This is a genomic window from Streptomyces sp. TLI_105 (assembly GCF_900105415.1).
Classification (GTDB): domain Bacteria; phylum Actinomycetota; class Actinomycetes; order Streptomycetales; family Streptomycetaceae; genus Streptomyces.
In genome coordinates, this window is the sequence record NZ_FNSM01000001.1 from 938,554 (window position 1) to 965,488 (window position 26,935).

Sequence of the window (26,935 nt, forward strand, 5' to 3'; positions counted from 1 at the left end):
GACGGTCGCGCGTCGTCGCGTGGCGGCCCCCGCGTCAACGATCAGGGGGCTCTCCTTCCGTGCTGCCGGGGCCGGCGCCGAGGTACGCCTGGCGCACCGCCGGGTCCGCGTGGACCTCGGCCGGCGTCCCTTCGGCGAGGACCCGGCCGAGGTCGAGCACCACGACGCGTGAACACAGCTCCATGACGAAGGCCACGTCGTGCTCGACGAGCAGCACCGCGCAGTTCTCCTCGTCGGCCACGTGCCGTACGACGACGGCGAGTGCGCGACGCTCCTCGGCGGTCGTCCCGGACGCGGGCTCGTCCAGGAGCAGGACCCGGGGCGGATCGGCGAGGGCGCGGGCCAGCTCGACCAGGTGGGCCTGTCCGACGGGCAGGCCGCCGGCGTACGAGCCGGCCAGCGCGTCGAGCCCGCACTCGTGGAGCACGGCGGCGGCCCGTTCCCGGTGGCGGCGCGCCGCGGGCCGTAGTCCGCCCCGCCAGTCCTGTGCCACGACGAGATTGTCCTCGACGGTCAACTGGCCGAAGAGCTGCTGGCGTTGGAAGGTGCGGCGGATGCCGTGCCGGGCCCGCCAGACGGGGGACCGGCGGGTGATGTCCGTGCCGTCGTACGCGATCGCTCCCGCGTCCGGCCGCCGCATCCCCGACAGCACGTCGAAGAGCGTCGTCTTGCCCGCGCCGTTCGGCCCGATGAGGCCGCAGATCTCACCGGGGCCGACGGAGACGGTCACGTCGCGCAGGGCGTGGACGCCGCCGAAGCGGACGTCGATCCCGCTCGCGCGGAGCAGCGCGCGGCTCATCGGCGGACTCCCTTCCCCAGGTAGGCCTCGGCGAGCCGGTCCCGGTCCACCTCGGACCGGGGCCCGGACCAGGTGATCTCGCCCTGTGCGAGGTACGCGACGGTGTCGGCGATGCCGAGCGCCTCTGCCGCCTTCTCCTCGACGAGGACGAGCGCGGTGCCGTGGCCGCGGAGTTCGGTCAGCAGACGGAAGACCTCGTCCACGACGCGCGGCGCGAGACCGAGGGACGGTTCGTCGGCGACGAGGACCGCCGGCGGTCGCTGGAGGAGCGGGGCGAGGGCGAGAAGCTGCTGTTCGCCGCCGGACAGGGACCCGGCGGCGACGGCGCGGCGGGCGGCGAGCGCGGGGAACCGCTCGTACACGGCGTCGCGGTCCTCGGCTCCCGTCAGATGGAGGGCCAGGTTCTCCTCGATCGAGAGCCCTGCGAAGATCCCCCGCCCCTCGGGAGCCAGCCGTACCCCACGGCGCGCCCGGGCGACCGCCACGTCACGGGTGGCGTCCTCACCCCGTACCCGTACGAGACCGCCGGCCGGTCGCAGCAGTCCCGCCGCCACCCGGCAGAGGGTGGACTTCCCGGCCCCGTTGGGCCCGAGCAGCACCAGCGCCTCACCGTCGCGCACCACGAGGTCCACGCCGTGCAGCACGGGCGCGCCGCCGTACCCGGCGCGCACGCCGGTCAGTTCGAGCGCGCTCGGGGCCTCGACGGGTCCGCCTCCCGCCGCCCGGGGCGACGGGACGGTCCTCGGTTCCGGCGCCCGGGGCGGCTCCGGGCCCCGGGGCGGTTCCGGCACCCGCGTGGTCCCCGGCCGGGTCGCCTCCGCCTGCCGCGCGGCGCGCCGGGCCGCCCGTCTGGACGGCAGCGCGGCGCAGTACCCGTCCGGGTCGTTCGCCAGCGCGAGCCCCGCCAGTCCGAAGAGGATCACCGGCAGATGCGCGGACTCCGTCACGTACGTCGACATCAGGTGCGGGACCACCGCGAAGACCAGCCCCGCCACCACCGCGAACTGGGGCCTGCGCACCCCCGCCGCGACCACGACGGCCAGCCACACCAGGCCCGTCATCGCCGTGAAGTCCGTGGCCGTGATCCTGGTGTTGTACGAGGCGTGGAGCACCCCTCCGAAGCCCGCGAGGCCCGCCGACACCGTGAACAGCAGGAGCTTCGTCCGTACCACCGACACCCCCGACGCGGCGGCGGCCTCCGGCGCCGAGCGGACCGCCAGCATGGCCCGGCCCCAGCGGGAGCCGCGCAGCCAGGTCAGCAGCGCGACGACCACCCCGCTGAGCAGCACGAGCGCGAGCCCCAGCGCCCGGTCGTCGCCCAGGTCCACCGGTCCGGCGACCGGCCGCGGGATCTCCCACCCCGTGTCTCCGTTGCGCAGCGGGCCGAGCTGGAAGAGCACCTGGTCCGCCAGGATGGCGAGCGCCAGAGTGGCCAGGGCCAGTGGTCTGCCCCCGAGCCGCAGTGCGGGCAGCGCGACGACCGCGCCGAGCAGGGCCGCCGCCGCCGTGCCGACCGCCGCCGCCGCGAAGAAGGGCCAGCCGTGGCTCATCAGCAGCCCGGCGACCAGGGCGGCGCTGGTCACGAACGTCGCCTGGGCCAGCGACACCATCGCGCCGAGACCGGTGACCACCGTGAACGACATGAACACGAGCCCGATCGCGAGCCCCTGGGCCAGGATCCCGCTCCAGAAGGGCGTGGTGACGGTGTAGAACGCCGTGCCGAGGAGCACGCCGGCCACCACCCACGCGCCCCAGCGGCGGCCCCACCCCTTCCCGGCGAGGTAGTCGATCGGCGGCGGGTCGGCCGCCGCCGTGCCCGCCGCGCGGCGCCGCCGCCCCAGGACGACGAGACCGGCGAAGAGGATGAGGAACGGTACGGCGGTCCGGAAGCCGGTGATGGCGTCGGCGAACGACGCGTATCCCGCCACCAGGTTCTGCAGCACCCCGAGCCCGAGGCCACCGGCGAAGGCGAGCGGAACCGACGCGAAGCGCCCGAGGACCGCCGCGGTGGCCGAGACGAACAGGAACAGCGTGTAGTCGTGCGCGGAGAGCCCGAGGAGCGGGGTCGCGAGGACTCCGGCGAGGCCGGCGAGGCCGGACGACAGCATCCACGCGATCGAGGACAGCCGGTCCGCGCTGATGCCCCACAGCTCGGTCAGCGCGCGGTTGTCGACCGCCGCCCGCAGCCGCAGGCCGAGCCGGGTGCGCCGCATCAGGACCCACAGGCCGGCCGCCGCGAGGGCGGTGGCGATCCACGTGATCAGCTGGTCGGAGTCGATGCCCACGCCGTCGAGGGGCTGCCAGGACACGGCGGGGCTCGGCCCGACGCCCGGCAGCCCGAACTGGTTCTCGGCGGGCTGGACCGGGGCGCCCGCCCGCTCCAGGAGTTCGACCGCCCACAGGCCGGCCGCGGGCAGCGCGACCAGCAGGCCGATCGTGGCCACGATCTGCGCCGTCTCGCCGACCCCGGCCAGCCCGTCGGGTGACCGCATTCTGTGACCGGACTGATGAACCGTCAATAACTGATACACCGTCACTTGACGAAGCGTCAGGATGCTCGGAGCGGGACTTCCGCTCGCGCCGGTGACTCGCTGGTGACACGCCCGTGCGGAACGTCGGCCGCCGCCCCACCCTCTCCGTGAGTGCCGGGCGGCGGGCTCAGGCGAAGGGGCGCCCCTCGGCGCCGCGCCGCAAGGCCGCCTGAAGGCGGTCCCGGGAAGCCTCCCGGCCCCGTTCGCGTTGAACCCTCCGTGAGCACTTTCCCCGACGGCATCCGCTTCTCCGTCCTCGACCGCTCCCGCACTCGGGAGGGTGAGGACGCCGCCCAGGCGCTGCGCGCCACCGTGCGCCTCGCCCAGGAGGTGGAGGCCCTCGGCTACCACCGCTTCTGGGTGTCGGAGCACCACGGCGTGCCCGGGGTCGCCGGTTCGGCGCCCACGGTCCTCGCCGCCGCCGTCGCCGCCGCGACCTCCTCGGTCCGGGTCGGTACGGGAGGGGTGATGCTGCCGAACCACCGGCCGCTCGTCGTGGCCGAGCAGTTCGGCGTGCTCGAGTCCCTCTTCCCCGGGCGGATCGACATGGGGATCGGCCGCTCGGTGGGTTTCACGGACGGCATCCGCCGGGCCCTCGGCCGGGACAAGGACGACGCCGACCGCTTCGGGGAGCAGCTCGCCGAGCTCCTCGGCTGGTTCACCGGCGAGCAGACGGCCCACCCTCAGGTGCACGCCCGGCCCGCCGAGGGCCTGCGGGTGCCGCCCTTCGTCCTCGCGACCGGGGAGGGCGCCGGGATCGCCGCGGCGGCCGGTCTGCCGCTGGTCATCGGCGACCTGCGCGGCCGCGAGCGGCTGCTGACGGCCGTCGAGACGTACCGCGCCGCCTTCCGCCCGTCCCCGTGGGCGGCCGAGCCGTACGTGGTCGTCGCCGGGACGGTCGCGGTGGCCGCCACCGAGACGGAGGCACGGCGGCTGCTGGTCCCGGAGGCCTGGTCCCTCGCGCATTCCCGCACCCTCGGCGTCTTCCCGCCGCTCGCCGCGCCCGAGCGGATCGAGGGGCTGCCGATGACCGAGAAGCAGCGCGGTTTCTACGAGGCGGGGCTCGACGGGCACGTGCACGGCACGGAGGAGCAGGTGGCGGAGGCGCTGGAGCGGGCGGTGAAGGAGACCGGGGCGCAGGAGGTCATGGTCACCACGAGCACGTACGACCGGGCGGCGCTGAGCGAGTCGTACCGCCGTCTCGCCCATGCCGTCGGCCTGACCCCACGGGCGGCTGACCCCACGGGCCGGCTGACCCCGTGGACCGCCTGACGGGGCCGGAGGGTCGCCCTCGGCATCCGCCCGCGACCGCCGGGGCCGTCGATTCCTCAGGGGAGCCACCAGGGCAAACGTGGACCATTCGATAAAGTCACCCCCATGCACGACACCCCCCATGATCCCTACGTCCGCGTCCGAGGCGCCCGCGAGCACAACCTCGCCGGGGTCGACGTCGACATCCCGCGCGACGCGCTCGTCGTGTTCACCGGGGTCTCCGGCTCCGGCAAGTCGTCGCTGGCCTTCGGGACGATCTACGCCGAGGCGCAGCGCCGCTACTTCGAGTCGGTGGCCCCGTACGCGCGGCGACTGATCCACCAGGTGGGGGCGCCCGCGGTGGGTGAGATCACCGGGCTGCCGCCGGCGGTCTCCCTGGAGCAGCGCCGCTCCTCGCCGAACGCCCGGTCCTCCGTCGGTACGGTGACCACCCTCTCCAACTCCCTGCGGATGCTGTTCTCCCGGGCAGGCCGCTATCCGGAGGGGGCCGAGCGGCTCGACTCCGACGCCTTCTCCCCCAACACGGCGGCGGGCGCGTGCCCTTCGTGCCACGGCCTCGGGCTCGTCCACGACACCAGCGAGGAACTCCTCGTCCCCGACCCCGGCCTGTCGATCCGCCAGGGGGCGATCGCCGCCTGGCCGGGCGCCTGGCAGGGGAAGAACCTGCGGGACGTGCTCGACACCCTCGGCCACGACGTCGACCGGCCGTGGCGGGAGCTCGACGCGAAGGACCGCGAGTGGATCCTCTTCACGGACGAGCAGCCGGTCGTCACCGTGCACCCGGTGCGGGAGGCGGATCGCATCCAACGCCCGTACCAGGGCACGTACATGAGCGCGCGCCGCTATGTCCTGCGCACCTTCTCCGACTCGAAGAGCCCGTCCCTGCGCGCGAAGGCGGAGCGGTTCCTCACCAGCGCGCCCTGCCCGGTGTGCGGCGGCGGCAGGCTGCGGCCCGAGGCGCTCGCGGTCACCTTCGCCGGCCGGAACGTCGCCGAGCTCGCCGCGCTGCCCCTCACGGCCCTGTCCGGCCTCCTGTCGACGGCGGCGACGGAGGACGCCTCGGAGACCGCGCGCGTCCTCACCGAGGACCTCGTCGCCCGGATCGGCACGGTCACCGAACTCGGCCTCGGCTACCTCAGCCTGGACCGCGCCACGCCCACCCTGTCCAACGGCGAGCTCCAGCGGCTGCGGCTCGCCACGCAGCTGCGCTCGGGCCTCTTCGGCGTGGTGTACGTCCTCGACGAGCCCTCCGCCGGGCTGCACCCGGCCGACACCGAGGCCCTGCTCGTGGTCCTCGACCGGCTCAAGGCCGCCGGGAACTCGGTCTTCGTCGTCGAGCACCACCTCGACGTCGTACGCCACGCCGACTGGCTCGTGGACGTCGGCCCGCGCGCCGGAGTGCACGGCGGGCGGGTGCTGCACAGCGGTCCGCCGGAGGAACTGGCCGGCGTCGAGGCGTCCGCGACGCGGCGGTTCCTCTTCGACCAGGCTCCCGCGCCCGCGCGGACGGTGCGGGAACCGGCGGGCTGGCTGCGCCCGGGGCCGGTCACCCGGCACAACCTGCGGGCGGTGGACGCCGCCTTCCCGGTCGGCGTCCTCACCGCGGTCACCGGCGTCTCGGGCTCCGGGAAGTCCACCCTCGTCGACGCGCTGACCGAGGAAGTGGAGGGCGTGGACCGTCTGGTGACGGTGGACCAGCGCCCGATCGGGCGGACCCCGCGCTCCAACCTCGCCACGTACACCGGGCTGTTCGACGTCGTGCGCAAGCTCTTCACGGAGACCGAGGAGGCGAAGGCACGCGGGTACAAGGCGGGCCGCTTCTCCTTCAACGTGCCCGGCGGCCGCTGCGAGACCTGCCAGGGCGAGGGTTTCGTCTCGGTGGAGCTCCTCTTCCTGCCCAGTACGTACGCGCCCTGCCCCGACTGCCACGGCGCCCGCTACAACCCCGAGACCCTCCAGGTGCGGCTGCGCGGCCTCACCGTCGCGGAGGTCCTCGACCTGACCGTCGAGTCCGCCGCCGCCTTCTTCGACGACGTCCCCGCCGCCGCCCGCAGCCTGCGGACCCTCCTCGACGTGGGCCTCGGCTACCTGCGGCTCGGGCAGCCGGCCACCGAGCTCTCCGGCGGCGAGGCGCAGCGCATCAAGCTCGCCTCCGAGCTCCAGCGGCCGCACCGCTCCCCCACCCTGTACGTGCTCGACGAGCCGACGACCGGTCTGCACCCGGCGGACGTCGAGGTCCTGATGCGCCAGCTGCACGGCCTCGTGGACGCCGGGCACTCGGTGATCGTCGTCGAGCACGACATGGACGTCGTCGCCACCGCCGACTGGGTCGTCGACCTCGGCCCGGGCGGCGGCGACCAGGGCGGCCGGATCGTGGCGGCGGGCCCCCCGGCCCGGGTGGCGCGGGCGGCGGACAGCCGCACCGCGCCGTACCTGGCCCGGGCCCTCTCCGGACGGCCCTGAGGAGTCCCCCCGCGCGGACCGGGCCCGTGGACGTCGCCTGTCGGCCCCCGTGGAACAGGGGCTGTCCCGAGGAAAGGCGACACACGATGACGAACGGCGAGTACGACGCCCGGGTGCTCGACGCCCCGGGGGGGCGGGTCGCTGCGCGGCCCTGCCTGCGTCCCAGGGCCGCGTTCCGGCCGCGTACCCGCGAACCCGGCACCCCCCCTCGGGATCCGCGCGGGCGGCAGGCTGGTGGCCAGGGCGGGCGAGCGCAGCGTGACGGGGGCACCCCCGGCCTTCGGCCGGGGGAGGCTCCGGCCCCCGGGCCGGACCGAGATCAGCGTCGTCCGTACGGAACCCGAGGCGCGCGGGCGGGGGCACGCCGCCCACCTCCTGGGCTTGCTCGTCGCCCGCGTCCTGGACCGGCACGAGCGCCCCTTCCTGCGCGTGGCCGAGGAGGACACCGCGGCGATGGCGCTCTACGAGCGGCTCGGCTTCACCAGCCGGAAGCACGTGACCTTCCGTGGCTTCCGCACCCCGTGACGACGCCGGGCCGCACGCGGCCGCGCATCCGCGGCGGTGTGTCCGTCCGGGCGCGCGGGATTCAGCGGCGGGCGGCGCGGCGGCCCGCCACCACGTCGGCGACGGCCGCGGCGAGCGCGGCCCCGACGAAGGCGATCGAGACGAGGAGGCCGTGGTCGTAGGCGGTGGCCCAGCCGTCCTGGGCGACCTGGTCGAAGAAGACCGAACCGACCGCGGCGATGCCGACCGCCGAGCCGACCCGCTGGCCGGTCTGCAGGGCGCCTCCGGCGCTGCCCGCGCGGCGCACCGGCACCTCGGAGAGGGTGAGGGTCTGGTTCGGGGAGATCACCAGGCCGCTGCCGAGCCCCGTGAGGAGCAGCGGGGCGAGCATCGCCCAGCCCGCGCCCCGGCCGGGCACCTGGTGCACCGCGAACGCCGTCCCGGCGAGGCCGATCGCCACCATCGCCAGGCCGAGGACCACGAGAGGCCGGCCGAAGCGGTCCACGAGCCGGCCGCCGATCCCGGCCGCGATCGCCGAGCCCAGGGCGAAGGGGGTGATGGCGAGTCCGGCCTGGAGCGCGGTGTAGTGCAGTCCGTTCTGCAGGTAGAGCGTGCTGACGAAGAAGATCGAGGTGAAGCCCGCGAAGTAGAGCAGGATCAGCAGCGAGCCGAGCCAGTAGGACCGGACGCGGAAGAGTTCCAGGTCGATGAGGGGCTCGGCGCCCGCCCGCGCGCAGTGGCGCTCCCATCCCACGAAGGCCGCGAGCAGTGCGGCCGCGACGAGGACGAGCAGGTACTTCTCGTTCCCGGGCCACTGCCGGGACTGGACGAAGGGCAGCAGCAGGGCGAGGACGGCGGCGCCGAGGAGCACCACGCCGACCGGGTCGAGGCGGCCGAGCCGCACCGGCTTGGCGTCCGGCGTGTCGGGCAACAGCCGTCGGGCGAGGAACAGGCACACGATCCCGATCGGGAGGTTGACGTAGAAGACCCAGCGCCAGCCCTCCTCGGCTCCCGCCACCTGGATCAGCAGCCCGCCGAGGAGGGGGCCGACGGCGGTGGAGATGCCGACGACGGTGCCGAACATCCCGAAGGCCCTGCCGCGCTCGGCCCCCCGGAACATCTGCTGGATGAGCGCGGAGATCTGCGGTGAGACGAGGGCTCCGGCCATTCCCTGCACCAGCCGCGAGATCACCAGCCAGAGGCTCGACTGCGCCGCTCCGCAGGAGGCCGAGGCGAGCGTGAAGAGCGCGAGGCCGACGATGAAGACGCTGCGCCGGCCGCGCGCGTCGCCGAGGCGTCCGGCCGGGATGAGGAAGAGGCCGAAGGCGAGCGCGTACCCGGAGAGCACCCACTGGAGGTCCGACTCGGGGGTGTCGAGCCCGGAGCGGATGGAGGGCAGCGCGACGTTCACGATCGACACGTCGAGGAGGGTCATGAAGCCCGCCACGAGGCAGACGCCGAGCGCCTTCCACCGGTTCGGGCCCGGTTCCTCCTGCTGCCGGTGCAGGGCCTGCGCCGACTCTTGCCGGGTCACGTGTCCTCCTCGTTCCCTCGGGTACGGCCCGGTGGACGGCGCGCGGCACGGACCGTGCGCGCCTCCCGGCCTGCGAAGACCCGGGTACCCGACGTACGCGTTCCCGATTCCTCCTTTTCCTCTAGATCATCCGTTGATGTCGGCAAATGGTCCGCTTTCCCGCCCCGGGACACCCGTGGGGGCACCCGGGGCGGGAAAGGGTCCTGAGCCCGTCAGGCCGCCGTGTCGAAGGTGTAGTGGGGCGTGTGGTCCAGCATGTCCGCGGGGGTCACGTCGTTCCACGGCCGCATGGTGTCGTGGAGGTCCACGACGTTCCGGGTGCCCGCGGCCGGCAGGTACGCCGAGCGGGGGTGGCGGGCCTGCCAGTCGGCCCACAGCTTGTCGACGAAGGCGTGGTGCAGCCAGAAGACGGGGTCGTTGGGGGAGACGCCGGTGGCCATCTGGCCGCCGACCCAGACGTGGACGCGGTTGTGGAGGTTCACCCCGCGCCAGCCCTCCAGGTGGTTGCGGAAGCCGTCGGAGGCGCTGTTCCAGGGGGCGGTGTCGTAGGTCTCCATGGCGAGGACGGAGTCCACCTCGGCACGGGTGGGGAGCTGCCGGCCGCCCGCGCCGAGGTCGCGCCGGAGGTAGTCGCGTCCGTCGACGCGGACGCCTATCGGCCAGCGGCCGCCGGCCCGGGCGAAGGGGCCGTCCGTGACCTGGCCGTCGCGGGCGCGGCCGGTGCCGCCGAGGAAGTCGGGCGCCCACAGCGAGGAGCGGGAGGTGCGGTCGGCGGTCCAGTCCCAGTAGGGCAGGGTGACGGTCGCGTCGACGGACTTGAGGGCCTCCTCGAACTCGAGGAGGAAACGCCGGTGCCAGGGCAGGAAGGACGGCGAGCGGTGGCCGACGCGGTCGCCGTCGTCGGTGTCGCTCATGATGAAGGCGTTGTGCGTGGTGACGAAGGTGTCGTACCGCCCGGAGCGCTTGAGCTCCAGGAGGGCGGCGACGAAGCGCCGCTTCTCGTCGGCGGTGAGGGTGGCCTGGTTCTTGCGTACGGTCATGGTGGTGCCGCTCCTGGATCGGTCAGCCGAGGGTGAGGGGTACGAGCGGGGCGCCCTGGAGCTCCCGGACGGCCGCGCGGGCCAGCGCCCTGGGCGTGGCGACGGGCTCGTAGTGGTTGATCACGCTGATCCAGGTGCCGTCGGCGTTCCGCATGACGTGCAGTTCCTGACCGTCGATGGTGACGGAGTAGCCGCCCGTGTGGTGTCCCCCGTGGTGGCCGCCGCCGTGCGCGGGCCCGCCCTGGATGCGGCGGCCCTGGTAGACCTCGTCGAAGGAGGCCGGGTCGGAGTCGGCCGCCGGGGCGGCTGCGCGGGGAGCCGAGGCCGCGGCCGGGCCCGCCTGGGCGAGGACCGTGACGGCGCCCGCGGCGCCTGCCGCGACGCCGAGGGCCCGGCGGCGGGTGATGCTGGACATGAGAAACCCCCAAGTGGTCTGTACGACCGGGGGTTTGGTCATATGCCCCCGGCAGGACCCATCAGTACCGGGGGGTGTCGGCGCGGCGGAAATCGTCGGCCGACGGTTGGCCGCGAAGTGGTCAACCTGCCGTGAAAGGTGCAATTTTGAACGGATTCGATCTTGCTGTTCCAGTGAGTAGGAGCGCCCCGGAGCGAAGATCTTGCGGAGGAGATGATCATTCCGTGAATGATCTTTCGCGCCGGGGTGCCGCGTGTGGCGGAGCCCACGTCCTCGGATTGTCCGGATCCGACCTCAGCCCCGGCCGGCCTTCCGCCGCGCCCGCAGCCACTCCCCGTTCATCGCCGCGATCGACGGGAGCGGGATGCCCTTCGGGCAGGCCGTCGCGCACTCGCCCGTCAGGGTGCAGCCGCCGAAGCCCTCCGCGTCCATCTGGGCCACCATGTCGAGGACCCGGGTCTCGCGTTCCGGGGAGCCCTGGGGCAGGACGTTCAGGTGGTTGATCTTGGCGGAGGTGAAGAGCATCGCCGAGCCGTTCGGGCAGGCCGCCACGCACGCGCCGCAGCCGATGCACTCGGCGTGCTCGAAGGCGGAGTCCGCGTCGGCCTTCGGGACCGGTGTGGCGTGGGCTTCGGGGGCCGAGCCCGTCGGGGCCGTGATGTAGCCGCCGGCCTGGATGACGCGGTCGAAGGCGGAGCGGTCGACGACGAGGTCCTTGACGACGGGGAAGGCGGACGCGCGCCAGGGTTCGACGTCGATGGTGTCGCCGTCGCGGAAGGAGCGCATGTGGAGCTGGCAGGTCGTGGTGCGCTCCGGCCCGTGCGCGTCGCCGTTGATGACGAGGCTGCACGCGCCGCAGATGCCCTCGCGGCAGTCGTGGTCGAAGGCCACGGGGTCCTCGCCGCGCAGGATGAGGTCCTCGTTGAGGGTGTCGAGCATCTCGAGGAAGGACATGTCGGGTGAGACGCCGTCCACCGCGTAGGTGACCATGGCCCCCTCGGTGTCGCCGTTCTTCTGGCGCCAGACGCGCAGGTCGATCCTCATGCGTAGCTCCGCTGGGTGGGGTGGACGTACTCGAAGGTGAGGTCCTCCTTGTGGAGGACGGGGGCGGCCCCGGCGCCGTGCTCCCCCGGAGGACGGCCCCCGGCCCCCCGGAACTCCCAGGCCGCGGCGTACGCGAACTCCTCGTCGCGGCGGGCTGCCTCGCCGTCCGGGGTCTGGGACTCCTCGCGGAAGTGGCCGCCGCAGGACTCGGCGCGGTGGAGCGCGTCGAGGCACATGAGCTCGGCGAGCTCCAGGTAGTCGACGATCCGGTTGGCCTTCTCCAGGGACTGGTTGAACTCCTCCCCGGTGCCGGGGACCTTGATGCGGCGCCAGAACTCCTCGCGGATCTCGGGGATGCGGCGCAGGGCCTTGGTCAGGCCCTCCTCGGTGCGGGCCATGCCGCAGTACTCCCACATGAGTTCGCCGAGTTCGCGGTGGAAGGAGTCGGGGGTGCGGTCGCCGTCGACGGAGAGGAGGAGGTTCAGGCGGTCCTCGGTCTCGGCGAGGACGTCGCGGACCACCGGGTGGTCGTCGTCGAGGGGTTCGCTCGACGGGTGGCGGGCGAGGTAGTCGTTGATGGTGGCGGGGAGGACGAAGTAGCCGTCGGCGAGGCCCTGCATGAGGGCGGAGGCGCCGAGCCTGTTGGCCCCGTGGTCGGAGAAGTTGGCCTCGCCGATGGCGAAGAGGCCGGGGATCGTGGTCTGGAGGTCGTAGTCGACCCAGAGTCCGCCCATCGTGTAGTGCACGGCGGGGTAGATCCGCATGGGGACCTCGTACGGGTTCTCGGCGGTGATCCGCTCGTACATGTCGAAGAGGTTGCCGTACTTCTCCTCGACGGCCTTGCGGCCCATCCGCCGGATCGCGTCGGCGAAGTCCAGGTAGACCCCTTGCCCTCCGGGGCCGACGCCCCGCCCCTCGTCGCAGACGTTCTTGGCGGCGCGGGAGGCGATGTCGCGGGGGACGAGGTTGCCGAAGGAGGGGTAGATCCGCTCCAGGTAGTAGTCGCGCTCGTCCTCGGGGATGTCGGCGGCCGGGCGGGTGTCGCCCTGCGCCTTGGGCACCCAGATGCGGCCGTCGTTGCGCAGCGACTCGCTCATCAGGGTCAGCTTGGACTGGTGGTCGCCGGTGCGCGGGATGCAGGTGGGGTGGATCTGGGTGAAGCAGGGGTTGGCGAAGTACGCGCCGCGCCGGTGCGCCCGCCAGACGGCGGTGGCGTTGGAGTTCATGGCGTTCGTCGACAGGTAGAAGACGTTGCCGTAGCCGCCGCTGGCGAGGACGACCGCGTCGGCGTAGTGGGTGGAGATCCGTCCGGTGACGAGGTCGCGGGCGACGATCCCCCGGGCCCGCCCGTCGACGACGATCAGGTCGAGCATCTCCGTACGGGCGTGCATCTCGACGTTCCCGGCGGCGATCTGCCGGGACAGCGCCTGGTAGGCGCCGAGGAGGAGCTGCTGCCCGGTCTGGCCGCGGGCGTAGAAGGTGCGGGAGACCTGGACGCCGCCGAAGGAGCGGGTGTCGAGGAGTCCGCCGTACTCGCGGGCGAAGGGGACGCCCTGGGCGACGCACTGGTCGATGATCTCGACGGAGATCTGGGCGAGGCGGTGGACGTTGGACTCGCGGGCCCGGAAGTCGCCGCCCTTGACGGTGTCGTAGAAGAGGCGGTGGATGGAGTCGCCGTCGTTGCGGTAGTTCTTGGCGGCGTTGATGCCGCCCTGGGCGGCGATGGAGTGGGCGCGGCGCGGGGAGTCCTGGAAGCAGAACTGGACGACCTGGTAGCCCTGTTCGGCGAGGGTGGCGCCGGCGGAGCCGCCGGCGAGGCCGGTGCCGACGACGATGATCCGGTGCTTGCGGCGGTTGGCGGGGTTGACCAGCTTCGCCTCGAAGCGGCGGGTGTCCCAGCGGTCGGCGACGGGCCCGGCGGGGGCCTTGGTGTCGGCGATCGGCTCGCCGGTCACGTAGTCGAGGTAGCTCGTGTCGAGGTAGCTCATGTCAGCTCACCACTCCGGTCATGACGGCGACGGGGACGGAGACGAAGCCCGCGGTCAGGACGAGCGCGAGGGCGTTGGCGAGGGCCTTGAGGAGGCGCTCGCGGCGGGCGTTGCCGACGCCCAGGGTCTGGGCGGCGCTCCAGAAGCCGTGGCGGACGTGGAGGCCGAGGGCGAGCATGGCGACGATGTAGACGACGTCGCCGTACCAGGTGGAGAAGGTGTCGACGACGTTCTGGTAGGGCTTGCCCTCCTCGAAGCCGCCGAAGTGGACGGTGCCGGTGGTCAGGTCGAGGACGTGCCAGACGATGAAGAGGCCGAGGATGATCCCGCCCCAGCGCATGGTGCGGGTGGCGTACGAGGCGCGCTTGCGGCGGTGGACGTACGGGGTGGGGCGGGCCCTCAGGTCGCGCCGGCTGAGCTGGTACGCGGAGACGGCGTGGGCGACGACGGCGGCGAGGAGCACGATCCGGACGAGCCAGAGGGCCCAGTGGTGGTGCAGGACGGGGGCGCCCATGACGCGCAGCCAGTGGCCGTAGGCGTTGAACTCCTCGGGGCCGAAGAAGACCTTGAGGTTGCCGGCGACGTGGGCGACGAGATAGCCGAGCATGATCAGCCCGCTGACGGCCATGACCGTCTTCTTGCCGAGGGTCGACGACCAGAATCCACGGGACGGGGTCGGTGCGGGGGACGGCGGGCGGGCGGCCGTCCGCTCCCTCGTGGGTGCCAGAGCCATGTCCTCGACGCTAGGGCCGGAGGACCCGAGAGGTCCAAGACATGGTCCGGCTCATCTCGATAGGCTGTACCTATTCATGTCCTCTACGCTGGAACCATGCAGTTCCAGCAGCTCCTCTACTTCGTCGCCGTGGCCGAGACCCGTCACTTCACCCGGGCCGCCGAACGCGTCCACGTCTCGCAGCCCTCGCTCTCCCAGCAGATCAAGGCCCTGGAGCAGGAGCTGGGCGCGGAACTGTTCAGCCGCGCCCGGGGGAACATCGCCCTCACCGACGCGGGCGAGGCCCTGCTGCCGCTCGCGCGGCGGATCCTCGCCGACACGGAGACGGCCCGCATCGAGGTGCAGGAGCTGGCCCGGCTCAAGCGGGGCCGGGTGCGGCTGGGCGCGACGCCGAGCCTGTGCACGGGGCTCCTCCCGGACGTGCTGCGGGCCTTCCACGACCTGCACCCGGGGATCGAGCTCCTCATCGAGGAGGGCGGCTCGCACGACCTCGTACGGGAGCTGGCGCGCGGGGCGCTCGATCTGGCCCTGGTCGTCCTCCCCCTCCCCTCCCCCTCCCCCGCCCTGACGACGGTCGAGCTGCTGACGGAGGACCTCGTCGTGGTCTCCGCCGCCTCGGAGCCGCCCCCGCGGCGGCCCGTACGGATCAAGGACCTGCGGGACCAGCCGCTCGTGATGTTCCGGCACGGCTACGACCTGCGGGAGCTGACCGTGGCGGCCTGCCGGGCGGAGGGCTTCGAGCCCGCGTTCACCGTGGAGGGCGGGGAGCTGGACGCCGTACTCGGTTTCGTACGGGCGGGGCTCGGGCTCGCGGTCGTGCCGGCGATGGTCGCGGCGCGCGCGGGCCGGGACCTGCGGGTGACGGCCCTCGCCCGGCCGGGCCTGCGCCGCACCATCGCGCTGGCGCACCGCAGCGACGTGGCCCCGCCGAGAGCGGCCCGCGAACTCCAGAACCTGCTGCTGCGGCGCACCTGACCCGCCCACCGGATGCTCGGGGAGACGACGCTCCCGGAAGCGCCGGTCACGCCCCGCACCGCCCGGCCGCGCCGCCCTGCCCGAGGAACTCACCGGGCGCGCCGCCGCCCGCCCGTCACCCTCACCGCATCCGTGGAGCCCTATGAAGGAGATCCCGCGTGTCGGACCAGCGCGATACCGGCCGGACGTCGCTCCGCTCGGCGGCACTGCTCGCCCTGGTCGGCGTCCTGACGGCCGGGGCCACGTCCTGCGGGCCGTCCGGAGCCGACGGTACGGACAGCCCCGGACGGACTGCCGAGTCGGTCCGCACCGTCCGGCCGACACCGTTGACGGAGGGACGGCCGGCCCGCGTCCGGTACGGCGTGCCGGACGACATCGTCCCGATGCTCTTCCCGGCCACGGGCGCGGAGACCCGCCAGACGCAGGGGCTCGACGGGTTCCTGGACCTGGCGCGGTACGTCGGCACGCGCAGGTGCGCTCCGGGGAAGGAGTCCGCCGGAGCGGCCGACGGGCCTCCGCCGATGTTCGTACGGCGGTTCGCCGTGCCCGACCTCGCCTACGTCGCGGCGCACGGTTTCACCAGCCCCGAGGGTCCCGCCCCGGCCGGTCCGGGACCCTCCGCGCCTCCGGTCGCCGCCTCCGGCCCGGCGCCGTGCGCGCCGGGCGGTGCGGGTGCGGACGCGAGCGCGGTGGGCAAGGGGTTCGCGGAGTTGCGGGCCGAGTGGTGGCGTGCGCTGGCCCGGCTGGACGACGACCCCGAGGTGCGCAGGGCGTACGGCGAAGCCGGCGGATGCCTCGCCCTCGGGGACGGGGGCGTCGCGGGCGAGGACGCCTTCTTCTCCCGGGTGGACGCCCGGCTGCACGCCCTGGACGGTGCCGGCCGCGAGGCGGAGCGCGCGCGGGAGGACCAGCGGCTCGGTGCGCTGTACGCCCGCTGCATGGGTCCCGTCGAGAGCGTACGGGAGCGCCTGCGCACGCGGCACCGCCGGAGCTTCCTCCTGCGGCACGCGGGCCGGCTGGCCGTCCTGCGCCGCACCCTCCCCCGGGACATCGCGCGGCTGGAGAGCCGTTACGGGATCCGCTTCGGCTCTCCCCGGCCCTGAGGAGCCGCCTCGGACGGCCCTCGCGCACCGCACGACCTCGTCACCGCCGGCCTCCACCTCGACCTGCGGAGCGCGGACGGCTCCGCGCTCCGCCCGCCCCGGCGGGACGGTCGTCCACGCGGCGGGCCCGGGTCAGACCGCGTCCGCCAGGAGCAGGGAGTGGATGCGGTCCGGGGCGCCGGGGCGGGCGTAGTACCAGCCCTGGGCCGTGTCGCAGCCCAGGTCGCGGAGTTGGCGGGCCTGGGCGCCCGTCTCCACCCCCTCGACCGTGACCGCCAGCTCCAGGCTGTGCGCCAGCGAGACGATCCCCTCGACGATCTTGAGGTCGACCGGGTCCACCGGGTGCTGCTGCATCCCCCGGGTGAAGGAGCGGTCGAGCTTCAGGACGCTCACCGGCAGCCGCCGCAGATTGGCGAGGTTCGAGTAGCCGGTGCCGAAGTCGTCGAGCGCGATGTCCACGCCCATCTCGGCGAGCTGCCTCAGCGGCTTCAGCAGGTCCTCGTCGGCGCCGATGAGGGCGGACTCGGTGACCTCCAGGCAGAGCGCGCCCGGTTCGAGGCCGGAGCGCTCCAGGACGTCGACGGTGTCGGCGACCAGGCGCGGGTGGTGGAGCTGCGTCGGGGAGAGGTTGACGTTGATGCGCAGCGGGCCGCCGTCGGAGTGCCGGGTCTGCCAGAAGCGGGCCTGGCGCACGGCCTCCTGGAGCACCCAGCGGCCGAGCGGCACGATGAGGCCGGTGTCCTCGGCGAGCGGGATGAACTGGTCGGGGCCGAGCACCCCGTGCTGCGGGTGGCACCACCGGACGAGGGCCTCCGCGCCGTGCACGCTGCCGTCGTCGAGGTGGACGAGCGGCTGGTACTCGATGAAGAACTCGCCGCGTTCCAGGGCGGTCGGCAGGGCGGTGGTGAGCCCGTGCCGGGTGATGGCGCGGGCGTCGGCCTCCGGGTCGGCGACCTCGAAGCGGTTGCCGCCCGCCGACTTGGCCCGGTACATGGTGATGTCGGCGCTGCGGAGCACCTCGGCCGGGGTCCGCTCCCCCGCCGGGCCCTCGACGACGCCGAGGCTGCCGCGGACGGTGAGTTCGCGGCCGTCGATGCTCAGGGGGGTGGCGAGGGCGGCGAGGATGCGGTCGGCGAGTTCGGTGACGTCCCGGCGGCCGCCGGCGCCGGTGGTGAGGGCGACGAACTCGTCGCCGCCGAGCCGGGCGACCATCTCGCCCGCGCCGGTGACGCAGCTCTGCAGCCGGTCGGCGACCTCGACGAGCAGCCGGTCGCCGGTGGAGTGGCCGAGGCTGTCGTTGATGACCTTGAAGCCGTCGAGGTCGAGGTAGCAGAGGCCGAAGCGGGCGTTCTCGCCGGGGGCGAGCGCCTTCTCCAGGCGTTCGAAGAACAGGGTCCGGTTGGGCAGTCCGGTGAGCGCGTCGTGGGTGGCCTCGTACCGGAGGCGCAGATGGAGCAGACGCCGTTCGGTGGTGTCCTCCATGAGGGCCAGCTGGTACTGGGGGCGGCCTTCGGCGTCCCGGAGGAGCGAGACGGTGAGGTTGGTCCAGAGAACCGTTCCGTCACCCCGGTAGTACGGCTTCTCGACGCGGTAGTGCTCGCGCTCGCCGCGGACCAGTTCCTCGTACAGCTTCCAGACGTGCGGCCCGTCCTCCGGGTGGACCCACTCGCTGACGTTCCGGCTGCGCACCTGGCCCTCCATCCCGCCGAACATGCGGGTGAGGGTCTCGTTGACCTCCAGGACGTTGCCGTCGAGGTCGGCGATGCCGATGCCGATGGCCGCCCCGTCGAAGACCGCGCGGAAGCGGCTCTCGGTGGCGTGCAGGGCGATCTCGGCGGCGCTGCGGGCGGCGAGCGCGGATCGGGCGATGGCCTCCTGCTCGGCGCGGGTCCGCTCGCGCAGGGCCTGGGCGTAGCCGGCGGCCATGGCGTGCTGGAGCCGGGCGCAGCGGGCGCGCAGTTCCTCGGTGGCGAGGTCCGACTCCGTACCGCAGTAGAGCACCAGGTACGAGTCGACGACACCGAGGCTGCGGCCGAGCGCGTCCGGGTCGGTGCAGTGGGCGGCGACGAGGGCCGCGCCGGTGCGCTGGGCCGGTGCCGTGTCGAAGGGCCGGGCGTGCAGGGCGTCGCACAGGGTGCGGGCCAGCGGCAGCAGGTGTCCCTCGAACTCGGCGCGGGTCAGCGAGGTGGCGGTCACCGGGAAGATCGCCCGGCTCCAGATGGTGACGAACCGCCTGAGTCTGTCCTCCGGGCCGTCGGCTTCGGCGACGGCGCCGGACGGCTGCGACGGGACCTTCACGCCTTGCGCCCCACCCCTGCGAACCCGGAGAAGGCGTACGGATCCTCCTCCTCGACCGGGCCGTCCGGCCGCCAGAGCGGCATGGGGACGAGTCCGGGCTCGACCAGTTCGGTGCCTTCGAAGAAGCGGGTGATCTCGCCGCTCGACCGCATCACCAGGGGGTTGCGGATGTCGCGGTAGACCTCGACGGTGCCGCCGGCCTCTTCCTCGGGGAGCGGGATGCCCTCGTACGAGGCGTGGGTGAGGACGACGAGGCTGCCGGGGGCGAGGGCGTCGATCAGCTCGGCGACCGCCTCGTGGGGCTGGTCCTCGTCCTCCAGGAAGTGCAGGACGGCGACGAGGAGCAGTGCCACCGGCCGGTCCAGGTCGAGGAGTCGGGTCACCTCGGGGCTGTGGAGGATGTCGGCCGGCTTGCGCAGGTCGGCGGCGACGACGGCCGCGCCGTCGTCGTCCCCCAGGACGGCGCGGCTGTGGGCCACGGCGACGGGGTCGTGGTCGACGTAGACGACCCGGGCGGCGGGGTCGGCGGCGCGGGCGACCTCGTGCACGTTGCCGAAGGTGGGTATGCCGGAGCCGATGTCCAGGAACTGGGTGACGTCGTTGTCAACGGCGTGGCGGACGGCGCGGCGCATGAAGGCACGGTTCGCCTGCATGATCTTGGGCAGGCCAGGCATGAACTCCATGGCCTTGCGCGCCGCTTCCCGGTCCACTTCGAAATTGTGCGAGCCGCCCAGATAGAAGTCGTACATACGGGACACGCTCGGTACCGAGATGTCGATACCGGGCGGGGCCCAGGCGGGACGCTCCATCGATGTCTCCAACAAGTCGCCATGGGGGATACGGCCATGTGTTCGCGGCCGGTGTTCGAGGTGAGGCTACTGATCGCCCGCCGGGAGAGCGAGTAGAAACGGAAATTCGCGGTCCGTTCTTGGTCACACGCCATTGGCACGTGCTCCTGGAACGCAGACTTCACGCCTTCAGGCTGTGCAAATTCACGTGCATATGATCGTGCGTCGGTTCCCGGGAGGCCGCCGACCGCGCCCGGTGGGACCCCAGGTCCCTTCCGTACCTCGGCTGTTGCCGTTCTCGGGCCCGGTCGCCGGTGCAGGATGCCCTGTTGGCCGGCCCGTCCGACAGGGCGACAACCGGACAGTTCTCCGCCGGGAGGCTTGAACGAGCCGTGTCGGCCACCCGTCCGCAATCATCACGCCCGCCAATAACGGGCATTGCGCCGAATCCGTCACCGACACCCGGCGAAACGTCAAGCCCTCACATCCGGAGATCCCCTCCATCTGGCGAATCCCGCGCGATTCCGCCCCGGCGCGCCCCGCCTGTGATCAAGCTCGACGGCGTGTCTCTGTACGGATCACTCCTCGCGCGGCCGCTGGCGGCCCTCGGTCTCGTGTGGCTGCTCACCACACCGGTACCCGCCGCCGCCGACGCCTGCGCCTACGCCTCGACCGACTCGGGCGGTTCGCAGATCGCGGTGGCGATCGCCGGTGGCGGCCACCACGACGGCGACGACCAGGGAAACGGTGGCGGGAAGGGCCACGGGAAGGGCGAAGGCCACGAGCACCACGGCAACGGCAAGGGCAAGGGGCACGGGCATCACCACCACCCGACGCCCTGCGATCCCGAGCCGCCCCCGCCGTGCCCGTCGCCCACGCCCGAGCCGACGCCCCCGCCCTCCCCGACGCCGACGCCCGAGCCCCCGCCTCCCTCCCCGTCCCCGAAGCCGACGCCGAAACCCGAGCCGCCACCGCCGCCCGCGCCGAAGCCGGCTCCGCCCCGGCCGGTGCCGAAGCCGCCGGCCACCAGGCCCGCGCCCCGTCCGGAGCCGCCGTCCCCCGCGCCTCCGGCCCCCAGGCCGCCGGAGCCCGCGGCCGCGCCTCCGCCGTCCCCGACCCCGCCGCCCACCGTGCGGCCCCGGCCGCCGTCCCCCTCTCCCGTGGCGCTGCCCCACTACCGCCCGGCGACGCACACCAAGCAGAAGGGGGGCACCTCCGTCGTCACCGCGACGCTGATGATCACCGCCCCGGCCGTCCTCGCGACGGCGATCCTGCGCCCGCGCTCCAAGTGACCCGCGGTCCGGGCGACCCGCGGTCCCCCCGCATCACCGACCCACCGACCCTCTGAATCCCGCCGGAGGAACCATGTCCGAATGGCTTGTTCTCTCTCTTGCGATGGCCGCAGCCTGCGCCGTCGTGCTCACCATCGTCGTCATCAACAACCGCCGGATCCCCGAGGACGACGACCCCAGCGAGACCCCGGACGTCATCGAGTACATGACGATGATGATCGGCGTGATCTACGCGATCGTCCTCGGTCTGGCCATCGCCGGCGTCTGGGAGGCCCGGGGGGCCGCCCAGGAGACCGTGCGGCAGGAGGCCCAGGCGATGCACGAGATCTCGGCGCGCGCCGAGGTGTACCCGCAGGAGGTCCGTTCCCGGATCCGCGCCGACGTCGACGCGTACGTCTCGTACGTGGTCCACGACGAGTGGACCCACATGGCCGAGAAGGGCGAGCTCAGCGACGAGGGCACCGCGCTCCTGGAGCGGGTGCGGCGCAGCGTCACCGACTACCAGCCGGCCAACGACTTCGAGGGGCAGGCGTACCAGCCGCTGGTGGACCAGGTGGCCGCCGCCGACGACGCCCGGGGGGCGCGCGGGCAGAACGCGGGGGCGACGATGCCGGGGGTGGTGTGGTTCGGCCTGATCATCGGGGCCCTGGTGACGGTCGGCCTGATCTTCACGCTGCAGATCCGCAGGACCGGCCGGGAGCTGCTGCTCGCCGGGCTCTTCAGCGTGCTGATCGCCTTCCTGCTGTTCCTCATCTGGGACTTCGACGCGCCGTTCGGCCGGGGCATCTCGGCCACCGCCGCGCCGTTCACCGATCTGTTTCCGCAGATCAGCCCCTGAGCCGGCCCGTGCGAAGGGGCCGTACGGGGGACATCGGTGCCCCATTCGCACCTCTGGGATCGCGGCTGTGGTAGTGCGCTCCTAGCGTTTCGGGCATCGAGGTGCACGGCCCTTCGCGGGAACCCCCTTCCGCGGCTGCCCCTCGGGACCCGGAGGATTCACCATGCGCGCGATACGTGCCGCAACCACTGCCCTGTTGGGAGCGGCCGCCCTCGCCCTGGCCGCCCCCGCGGCCCTCGCGGCGGACGGGGCGCCCGCCACCGACCGACGGGTGGCCAGGGCCAAGGCACCGGGCGATTTCGTCGTGTCGCCCTCGGTCGTCGCCCCGGGCGGGCGGCTGACGCTGAGCGCCCCCGGCTGTGCCAGCACGGCGACGGCCACGGCCGGCATCTTCGACACCGCGACCATCGCACCGGGGGCGACGGTGACCGCCACCGTGGACGCCGACGCCAAGCGCGGCGCCGTGTACACGGTGCTGTTCAACTGCACGGGCGGTGTACAGGACACCGTCGCCCTGACGATCAGCGGCGCCCCCACCGCCACCCCGACCATCAGCGCCACCATCCTCGCGCCTCCGCGCGGGGTGCGGGGCGGCCTCGGTGGCTCGATGGCCCCCAGCACCACCGAACTGGCGGCCGGCGGCGCACTGGTGCTGGCCGCGGCCTGCGGCACCGCCTACGTGGTCCGCCGCCGTCGCTCCGGTGCCGGCCGCCGTCACTGAGCGGGGCTCCGTGGCCAGGGGGTGTCCTGCCGATCGCCCCCGGGTCCCGGCAGGGACTCGGGGGCGACGGGCACGGCGGGCCGACCGGGAGGTTCGGCCGGTCAGACTCCCGCGCCGGTCAGGCGTCGGCGGCGGACGATGAAGAGCCCTCCGCCGAGCGCGGCCGCGGCGACGAGGCTGCCGCCGACGGCCATCTCGGTGGAGCTGGGGGCCAGCGAGCCGCCGAGACCGCCGGCCGCGCCCTGGCCGGCGATGACCCGGAACGGCTGGGTGAGCGTACGGCCGCCGCACTGGACGGCCAGGTTGTACTGGCCGGGCGTGGCGTTGTCGAAGATGCGGGCGGTGGCGGTGGACACCCCGTTGACGGCGGGGCCGAGCGTGACCGTCGCGAAGGCGTTGGACGTGACCGTGCCACCGGCGCAGCCGCGGACGGTGATCGTGAGGATTCCGCCCTGGTGGACCGCGAAGGGGGACACGGTGACGCCGTTGGAGTTGTCTCCGCCCCGCTCGACCTGGAGAGGGCTGACGGTGACGCTGCTGGGCCCGTTGGTGGCGGTGGCGAGGGGGGCCGCGAGCCCGACCGCCGCGAGCGCGGTGGCGGCCACCGCCAGAGTGCGTGCAGCACGCATGGTTGAACCTCCAGTGGAAGACGCCCCAAAGCGGTGCTCCGGGAGTTTCGACGAGTACGCCTTCCATGACGAACCATCACAAACCGGCGCAAGCCGTGCATGTCGGCACTGGGCCACCCCGGTGAGGCGACACGCCGGGCGCGGGACCCGTCGAGTCGACGGAACCGCAGGTCAACCGCGCCCGGGAGGCTTATCTGACGATTACTCGGATGGGTCAGCCGGCCGTCACCCGCCTGCCCTCCGTGCCCCCCCTTCCGCCGGGGTGCGCCGCCGCGTGTCCCGCGCCGGGGCCGGGGCACCCGTCCGGCGGCGGCCTCCACCCATTCGCACCGTCCGGCGCGACGGCCCGTGCGACCGCCCTTACCGTTCTGACGACGCCGAGAAGGGAGAACCATGCCCCCGAAGGACTTCCGCGTCTTCGAGCGCAGGAGACGCCAACCCTGGGGCGTCCTGGCCCTCGCCATGCTGTCCGGACTCGCGATGATGCGCAACGGGGTGGACGTCCCCCTCGGGCCGCCGCAACCCGCCGCGGCGGCCCGGCCGGTGGCGCGTCCGGTCGCCCCGCCGCCCGCCGCGAGCACCGGTCTGGAGCCGCTGCCCTCCGCCCCGGCCTCCCGGGTCAAGATCCCGGCGATCCAGGTGGCGGCCCCCATTATGGACGTGGGTCTGGACGAGCAGGGCTGGGTGGCGGCCCCGCCCCCGGAGGACCCCAACCTCGTCGGCTGGTACCAGAACGGCATCGCCCCCGGCATGCGCGGCACCTCCGTCCTCGTCGGCCACGTCGACAACACGAAGGGCCCGGCGGTCTTCTACGGCCTGGGCTCCCTCCAGAAGGGCCAGCACATCGAGGTCGAGCGGTACGACGGCCGGGTGGCGGTCTTCGAGATCTACGGCGTCGAGGTGTACGCCAAGGACAACTTCCCCGGCGTGCAGGTCTACGCCGACACCGGCGAACCGGAGCTGCGGGTGATCACCTGCGGCGGCGGCTACACGCGGACGCGTGGCTACGACGGGAACGTCGTCGTCTTCGCGCGCATGGTGGGCTCGCGCTGACCGGGACTCGGGTCCCGCGCACGGGGAAGGGCCCCGGCACCCGAGGGTGCCGGGGCCCTTCCCCGTGCCGGTGCGGTCAGCGCCGCGGGACGGTGATGTGGTAGCCGGCGTCGAGGAGTTCGGGCAGGTAGCGGCGGAGCGCGGCCACGCTCTGGGAGCGGTTGCCGCCGGCGTCGTGGGAGAGGACGACGACGCCGGGCGCGGCGCCGTCGAGGACGCGGCGGACGATGGTGCCGGTGCCGGGTTCCGTCCAGTCCAGGGTGTCGACGGTCCAGGCGAGCGGCTCCATGCCGAGCTCGGCGCCGATCTCGAAGGAGAGCCGGTTCCAGGCGCCGTAGGGCGCGCGGTACCAGAGGGGGGCCGTGCCCAGGGCCTTCTCGATGACCTCGCTGGTGGAGCCCAGCTCGGCGCGGATCCGGGAGGGTCGCAGTTTCGGGATGAGCGGGTGGGACCAGGAGTGGTTGCCGACGACGTGGCCGTCCTCGGCCATCTCCCGCAGCAGGTCCTGGTTGTCCACGGCCATCTCGCCGCAGACGAAGAACATCGCCCGGCAGTCGTAGTGGCGCAGGGTCTCCAGGATGCCGGGGGTGTACCGGGGGTCGGGGCCGTCGTCGAAGGTCAGCACCATCGAGCGGCCGACCCCGGACATGCTGAGGAAGGGCCGCTGCCGCACCGGCGGCATCGCGCGCCGGAAGGCCGGGGGCGCGTAGGAGGTCATGGGCTGGAGCCGGTACGCGGAGGGGCTCAGCCGGGCGGAGTGCGCCTGGGGGCCCGCGGCCGGCCCTGCGCGACCCGCGCCGGAAGCGCCCTGGGGCGTGGAGGCGGCGCCGGTGGCCGGGTCGTGCGTGGCGAACCGGTCCGCCGCGAGGGCTCCGACGGTCACGGTGGCCCCGAGGGCGGCGGCGAGCCGCAGCACCGCCCGGCGCCCACTGGGCATCTGATCCTTTTTCATGACCAATGGTTCCTACGGGCGAGGGTCCGGGCAGCTCAACGACACCGGCCGCCCGTCCGAAAACACCCGATGAGCCGATAACCTCGAAGAGTGAGCGAACAACAGCCCGACCGGTTCGAACGCGGCACCGACGGCCCGAAGGTGATCATGGCAGGGATAGACGGCTCCGCCTCCTCCCTGCGCGCCGCGGCGTACGCGGCCGGGCTCGCCCGGCGCCAGAACGCCCTGCTCGCGCTCGTGTACGTACAGCCGGTGATCGCGGCGGGCACGGCGCTCGGCGCGCCCGTGGCCGGGACGACCGAGGAGATCGCCGAGGACCTCGTCGCGGAGATCCGGACGTCCGCCGAGAGGGTCAAGGACCTCTGGCGGATCCGGTGGGAGTTCCACACCTTCCGGGGCGACGCCTACGCGGGCCTGGTCCGGGCCGCCGAGGAGCTGACGGCGGACGCCGTGGTGGTGGGCGCCTCGGAGTCGGCGGGCCACCGCTTCGTCGGCTCGGTCGCCGTCCGCCTGGTGAAGGCGGGCCGCTGGCCGGTCACGGTCGTCCCCTGACCGGCCGTACGCCCTACTCGCCCATCACCAGGCCGTCCTTGGCGGCCCCCCGGCCGAGGACCACCTGCCGGACGGTGTCGCGGATCCCGTCCTGGTGCGCGTCCCCGCCCTCCGCCGCGCCGAGGTTCACCACGCGGCCGCGCGCGGTGTCGAACCACTGCGGGATGAACTCGGCCTTGGTGACCTCCCAGCGCCCGCCGGCGGTCCTGGGCGGGGCGAAGGTGAAGCGGCCGATGCTGCTCTGGTTGCCGCGCGGGTCGTAGGAGCCCTCGTGGTTGATCATGTCGCCGGCGATCTGGTCGCCCATCCCGTAGATGATCCAGGTCCCGTTGACCTTCTCGTAGGGCTGTGGGACGTGTGCATGTGTACCGATGACGAGATCGACGTCCGGGCGTCCGCCGCTCTGCGAGGCGGTCAGCGCGCGGCCGAGGGAGAGCTGCCGCTCGTCGGGTTCGGTCTGCCACTCGGTGCCCCAGTGGACGCTGACCACCACCACGTCGGCGCCGGCCGCGCGGGCGGCGCGCGCGTCGGCGATCACCTTCTTCTCGTCGAGCAGCCGCACGGCCCAGGGCTGGCCCTCGGGCAGCGGATAGCCGTTGGTGTCGTAGGTGTACGCGAGCTGGGCGACCGTGGCGCCGCCGGCCTTGAGCAGGGTGGGTCGCGCCGCCTCCTCGGCCGTACGGGCGGATCCGGCGTGCCGGACGCCGGCCCTGTCGAGCGCGTCGAGGGTGCGGCGGAGGCCCGCCGCCCCGTCGTCGAGGGTGTGGTTGGAGGCGGTGGAGCAGGAGTCGTAGCCGGTGGCCCCGAGGGCGGCGGCGACCTCGGGCGGCGACTTGAAGGCGGGGTATCCGGTGTAGGGCCCGCCCTCCTCCCCGTACACGGTCTCCATGTGACAGATGGCCAGGTCGGCGCGGGAGACCACGGACTTGGCCCCGGAGAGCATGGGCCTGAAGTCGTAGCCGGCCCCGTCCGCGTCCTCGGCGGCGCGTCGGATGATCGAGTCGTGCGGGAGGACGTCGCCGGAGGCGACGAGGGTGAAGCCGACGGGTGCGGAGGCCCCGCCGGGCGCGGCGGACGGGGTGGTGGGGCTTCCGGTGCCGGTCCGCCCGGTCGGGCGGTCCGGGGTGGGGCCGCCGGGGGCCGGTCCGCCGCCACCGGCGCAGCCGGTCACCGCCGCGAGCAGGAGCGCGGCGAGCGCCGCCGCCCCCGCGGGTCTGGTGCGTGAGGTCATGTGCGGCACTCCACCCGAATCATGTGATGAACATCTGTTCTGACGAATTGATCCTTCGGGAAAGCCGCAGTCAAGAGTCGAGGCCGCACCGGGTGAGGAACCCCGCCGAAACGGACGCACCGGCTCCGTCCGACCGTTCGCCGTACCATTCGCCGCTCGGTGCGACCGTTCGTCGCAGAG

The 26,935-nt window shown here is 73.5% G+C and carries 23 protein-coding genes; 10 read left to right on the top strand and 13 right to left on the bottom strand.

The window, feature by feature from the left end:
- Nucleotides 1-34: 34 nt before the first annotated feature.
- Complete coding sequence (locus BLW86_RS04360) at nt 35-799, bottom strand: ABC transporter ATP-binding protein (protein ID WP_093872776.1); 765 nt, start codon at nt 797-799, stop codon at nt 35-37.
- Nucleotides 796-3,291 (bottom strand): ABC transporter permease subunit, encoded by a 2,496-nt coding sequence (locus BLW86_RS04365; RefSeq protein ID WP_256341203.1) that lies wholly within the window; start codon nt 3,289-3,291, stop codon nt 796-798. The genes BLW86_RS04360 and BLW86_RS04365 overlap by 4 nt, the downstream gene beginning before the upstream one ends.
- 258 nt (nt 3,292-3,549) lie before the next feature.
- On the opposite strand from BLW86_RS04365, the gene BLW86_RS04370 reads away from it, so the two are divergent.
- From BLW86_RS04370 to BLW86_RS04380, 3 genes are all read left to right on the top strand, one after another.
- Nucleotides 3,550-4,602 carry an MsnO8 family LLM class oxidoreductase gene (locus BLW86_RS04370; RefSeq protein WP_093872777.1) on the top strand — a complete coding sequence of 351 codons (1,053 nt, stop codon included), beginning with the start codon at nt 3,550-3,552 and terminating at the stop codon, nt 4,600-4,602.
- 105 nt (nt 4,603-4,707) lie between these two features.
- Nucleotides 4,708-7,065, top strand: a complete 2,358-nt coding sequence (locus BLW86_RS04375; RefSeq protein ID WP_093872778.1) for an ATP-binding cassette domain-containing protein — start codon at nt 4,708-4,710, stop codon at nt 7,063-7,065.
- 258 nt (nt 7,066-7,323) lie between these two features.
- Nucleotides 7,324-7,590 (top strand): GNAT family N-acetyltransferase, encoded by a 267-nt coding sequence (locus tag BLW86_RS04380; protein WP_371129445.1) that lies wholly within the window; start codon nt 7,324-7,326, stop codon nt 7,588-7,590.
- 61 nt (nt 7,591-7,651) lie between these two features.
- Here the strand turns inward: BLW86_RS04380 and BLW86_RS04385 are convergent, their stop codons facing one another.
- From BLW86_RS04385 to BLW86_RS04410, 6 genes are all read right to left on the bottom strand, one after another.
- The gene (locus BLW86_RS04385; RefSeq protein WP_256341204.1) at nt 7,652-9,103 is read right to left on the bottom strand and encodes an MFS transporter; all 1,452 of its coding nucleotides are present in this window, start codon (nt 9,101-9,103) and stop codon (nt 7,652-7,654) included.
- Nucleotides 9,104-9,315: 212 nt separating this feature from the next.
- A complete protein-coding gene (locus BLW86_RS04390; RefSeq protein ID WP_093872781.1) occupies nt 9,316-10,143 on the bottom strand; it encodes a tyrosinase MelC2 in 828 nt (275 codons plus the stop codon).
- Between the two features lie 22 nt (nt 10,144-10,165).
- Entirely contained in the window at nt 10,166-10,558 is a 393-nt protein-coding gene (locus BLW86_RS04395) for an apotyrosinase chaperone MelC1 (protein ID WP_093872782.1), read from the bottom strand.
- Between the two features lie 294 nt (nt 10,559-10,852).
- Nucleotides 10,853-11,602, bottom strand: coding sequence for a succinate dehydrogenase/fumarate reductase iron-sulfur subunit (locus BLW86_RS04400; RefSeq protein ID WP_093872783.1), 750 nt, complete (start codon nt 11,600-11,602; stop codon nt 10,853-10,855).
- Nucleotides 11,599-13,590: a fumarate reductase/succinate dehydrogenase flavoprotein subunit gene (locus BLW86_RS04405; protein ID WP_093872784.1), complete on the bottom strand. Its 1,992-nt coding sequence runs from the start codon at nt 13,588-13,590 to the stop codon at nt 11,599-11,601. The genes BLW86_RS04400 and BLW86_RS04405 overlap by 4 nt, the downstream gene beginning before the upstream one ends.
- Before the next feature lies 1 nt (nt 13,591).
- Complete coding sequence (locus BLW86_RS04410; protein WP_093872785.1) at nt 13,592-14,323, bottom strand: succinate dehydrogenase; 732 nt, start codon at nt 14,321-14,323, stop codon at nt 13,592-13,594.
- Between the two features lie 96 nt (nt 14,324-14,419).
- Here BLW86_RS04410 and BLW86_RS04415 point away from each other — a divergent pair, with 96 nt between their 5' ends.
- The gene (locus tag BLW86_RS04415; protein WP_093872786.1) at nt 14,420-15,298 is read left to right on the top strand and encodes a LysR family transcriptional regulator; all 879 of its coding nucleotides are present in this window, start codon (nt 14,420-14,422) and stop codon (nt 15,296-15,298) included.
- A gap of 158 nt (nt 15,299-15,456) precedes the next feature.
- A complete protein-coding gene (locus BLW86_RS04420) occupies nt 15,457-16,401 on the top strand; it encodes a hypothetical protein (RefSeq protein WP_093872787.1) in 945 nt (314 codons plus the stop codon).
- Between the two features lie 132 nt (nt 16,402-16,533).
- On the opposite strand, the gene BLW86_RS04425 is transcribed toward BLW86_RS04420, so the two are convergent.
- On the bottom strand, nt 16,534-18,699 hold the full coding sequence (locus tag BLW86_RS04425) for a putative bifunctional diguanylate cyclase/phosphodiesterase (protein ID WP_093872788.1): 2,166 nt from the start codon (nt 18,697-18,699) through the stop codon (nt 16,534-16,536).
- A complete protein-coding gene (locus tag BLW86_RS04430; protein ID WP_093872789.1) occupies nt 18,696-19,508 on the bottom strand; it encodes an SAM-dependent methyltransferase in 813 nt (270 codons plus the stop codon). Before BLW86_RS04430 ends, BLW86_RS04425 begins: the two co-directional genes overlap by 4 nt.
- Nucleotides 19,509-20,050: 542 nt before the next feature.
- Between BLW86_RS04430 and BLW86_RS04435 the strand changes: the two genes are divergently transcribed.
- The 3 genes from BLW86_RS04435 (at nt 20,051) to BLW86_RS04445 (ending at nt 22,338) form a co-directional block, all read left to right on the top strand.
- Complete coding sequence (locus BLW86_RS04435; protein WP_177181476.1) at nt 20,051-20,779, top strand: hypothetical protein; 729 nt, start codon at nt 20,051-20,053, stop codon at nt 20,777-20,779.
- Between the two features lie 73 nt (nt 20,780-20,852).
- The gene (locus BLW86_RS04440; protein WP_093872791.1) at nt 20,853-21,617 is read left to right on the top strand and encodes a bestrophin-like domain; all 765 of its coding nucleotides are present in this window, start codon (nt 20,853-20,855) and stop codon (nt 21,615-21,617) included.
- Nucleotides 21,618-21,780: 163 nt separating this feature from the next.
- A complete protein-coding gene (locus BLW86_RS04445; RefSeq protein ID WP_093872792.1) occupies nt 21,781-22,338 on the top strand; it encodes a hypothetical protein in 558 nt (185 codons plus the stop codon).
- A gap of 101 nt (nt 22,339-22,439) precedes the next feature.
- Here BLW86_RS04445 and BLW86_RS04450 read toward each other — a convergent pair whose 3' ends face one another.
- On the bottom strand, nt 22,440-22,967 hold the full coding sequence (locus tag BLW86_RS04450) for a hypothetical protein (protein ID WP_093872793.1): 528 nt from the start codon (nt 22,965-22,967) through the stop codon (nt 22,440-22,442).
- A gap of 393 nt (nt 22,968-23,360) precedes the next feature.
- Here BLW86_RS04450 and BLW86_RS04455 point away from each other — a divergent pair, with 393 nt between their 5' ends.
- Nucleotides 23,361-24,020: a class F sortase gene (locus tag BLW86_RS04455; RefSeq protein ID WP_093872794.1), complete on the top strand. Its 660-nt coding sequence runs from the start codon at nt 23,361-23,363 to the stop codon at nt 24,018-24,020.
- A 76-nt stretch (nt 24,021-24,096) separates the two neighbouring features.
- On the opposite strand, the gene BLW86_RS04460 is transcribed toward BLW86_RS04455, so the two are convergent.
- Nucleotides 24,097-24,972, bottom strand: coding sequence for a polysaccharide deacetylase family protein (locus tag BLW86_RS04460; protein ID WP_093872795.1), 876 nt, complete (start codon nt 24,970-24,972; stop codon nt 24,097-24,099).
- 90 nt (nt 24,973-25,062) lie between these two features.
- Between BLW86_RS04460 and BLW86_RS04465 the strand changes: the two genes are divergently transcribed.
- Nucleotides 25,063-25,524 carry a universal stress protein gene (locus BLW86_RS04465; protein ID WP_093872796.1) on the top strand — a complete coding sequence of 154 codons (462 nt, stop codon included), beginning with the start codon at nt 25,063-25,065 and terminating at the stop codon, nt 25,522-25,524.
- A gap of 13 nt (nt 25,525-25,537) precedes the next feature.
- Here the strand turns inward: BLW86_RS04465 and BLW86_RS04470 are convergent, their stop codons facing one another.
- A complete protein-coding gene (locus BLW86_RS04470; RefSeq protein ID WP_093872797.1) occupies nt 25,538-26,755 on the bottom strand; it encodes a CapA family protein in 1,218 nt (405 codons plus the stop codon).
- Nucleotides 26,756-26,935 lie beyond the last annotated feature (180 nt).

Excerpts from the sequence above, each read along its gene's own strand:
- BLW86_RS04360 (WP_093872776.1), bottom strand. The coding sequence starts at position 799 with ATGAGCCGCGCGCTGCTCCGCGCGAGCGGGATCGACGTCCGCTTCGGC.
- BLW86_RS04365 (WP_256341203.1), bottom strand. The coding sequence starts at position 3,291 with ATGCGGTCACCCGACGGGCTGGCCGGGGTCGGCGAGACGGCGCAGATC.
- BLW86_RS04375 (WP_093872778.1), top strand. The coding sequence starts at position 4,708 with ATGCACGACACCCCCCATGATCCCTACGTCCGCGTCCGAGGCGCCCGC.
- BLW86_RS04390 (WP_093872781.1), bottom strand. The coding sequence starts at position 10,143 with ATGACCGTACGCAAGAACCAGGCCACCCTCACCGCCGACGAGAAGCGG.
- BLW86_RS04395 (WP_093872782.1), bottom strand. The coding sequence starts at position 10,558 with ATGTCCAGCATCACCCGCCGCCGGGCCCTCGGCGTCGCGGCAGGCGCC.
- BLW86_RS04400 (WP_093872783.1), bottom strand. The coding sequence starts at position 11,602 with ATGAGGATCGACCTGCGCGTCTGGCGCCAGAAGAACGGCGACACCGAG.
- BLW86_RS04405 (WP_093872784.1), bottom strand. The coding sequence starts at position 13,590 with ATGAGCTACCTCGACACGAGCTACCTCGACTACGTGACCGGCGAGCCG.
- BLW86_RS04410 (WP_093872785.1), bottom strand. The coding sequence starts at position 14,323 with ATGGCTCTGGCACCCACGAGGGAGCGGACGGCCGCCCGCCCGCCGTCC.
- BLW86_RS04415 (WP_093872786.1), top strand. The coding sequence starts at position 14,420 with ATGCAGTTCCAGCAGCTCCTCTACTTCGTCGCCGTGGCCGAGACCCGT.
- BLW86_RS04430 (WP_093872789.1), bottom strand. The coding sequence starts at position 19,508 with ATGGAGCGTCCCGCCTGGGCCCCGCCCGGTATCGACATCTCGGTACCG.
- BLW86_RS04440 (WP_093872791.1), top strand. The coding sequence starts at position 20,853 with ATGTCCGAATGGCTTGTTCTCTCTCTTGCGATGGCCGCAGCCTGCGCC.
- BLW86_RS04445 (WP_093872792.1), top strand. The coding sequence starts at position 21,781 with ATGCGCGCGATACGTGCCGCAACCACTGCCCTGTTGGGAGCGGCCGCC.
- BLW86_RS04450 (WP_093872793.1), bottom strand. The coding sequence starts at position 22,967 with ATGCGTGCTGCACGCACTCTGGCGGTGGCCGCCACCGCGCTCGCGGCG.
- BLW86_RS04455 (WP_093872794.1), top strand. The coding sequence starts at position 23,361 with ATGCCCCCGAAGGACTTCCGCGTCTTCGAGCGCAGGAGACGCCAACCC.
- BLW86_RS04460 (WP_093872795.1), bottom strand. The coding sequence starts at position 24,972 with ATGAAAAAGGATCAGATGCCCAGTGGGCGCCGGGCGGTGCTGCGGCTC.
- BLW86_RS04470 (WP_093872797.1), bottom strand. The coding sequence starts at position 26,755 with ATGACCTCACGCACCAGACCCGCGGGGGCGGCGGCGCTCGCCGCGCTC.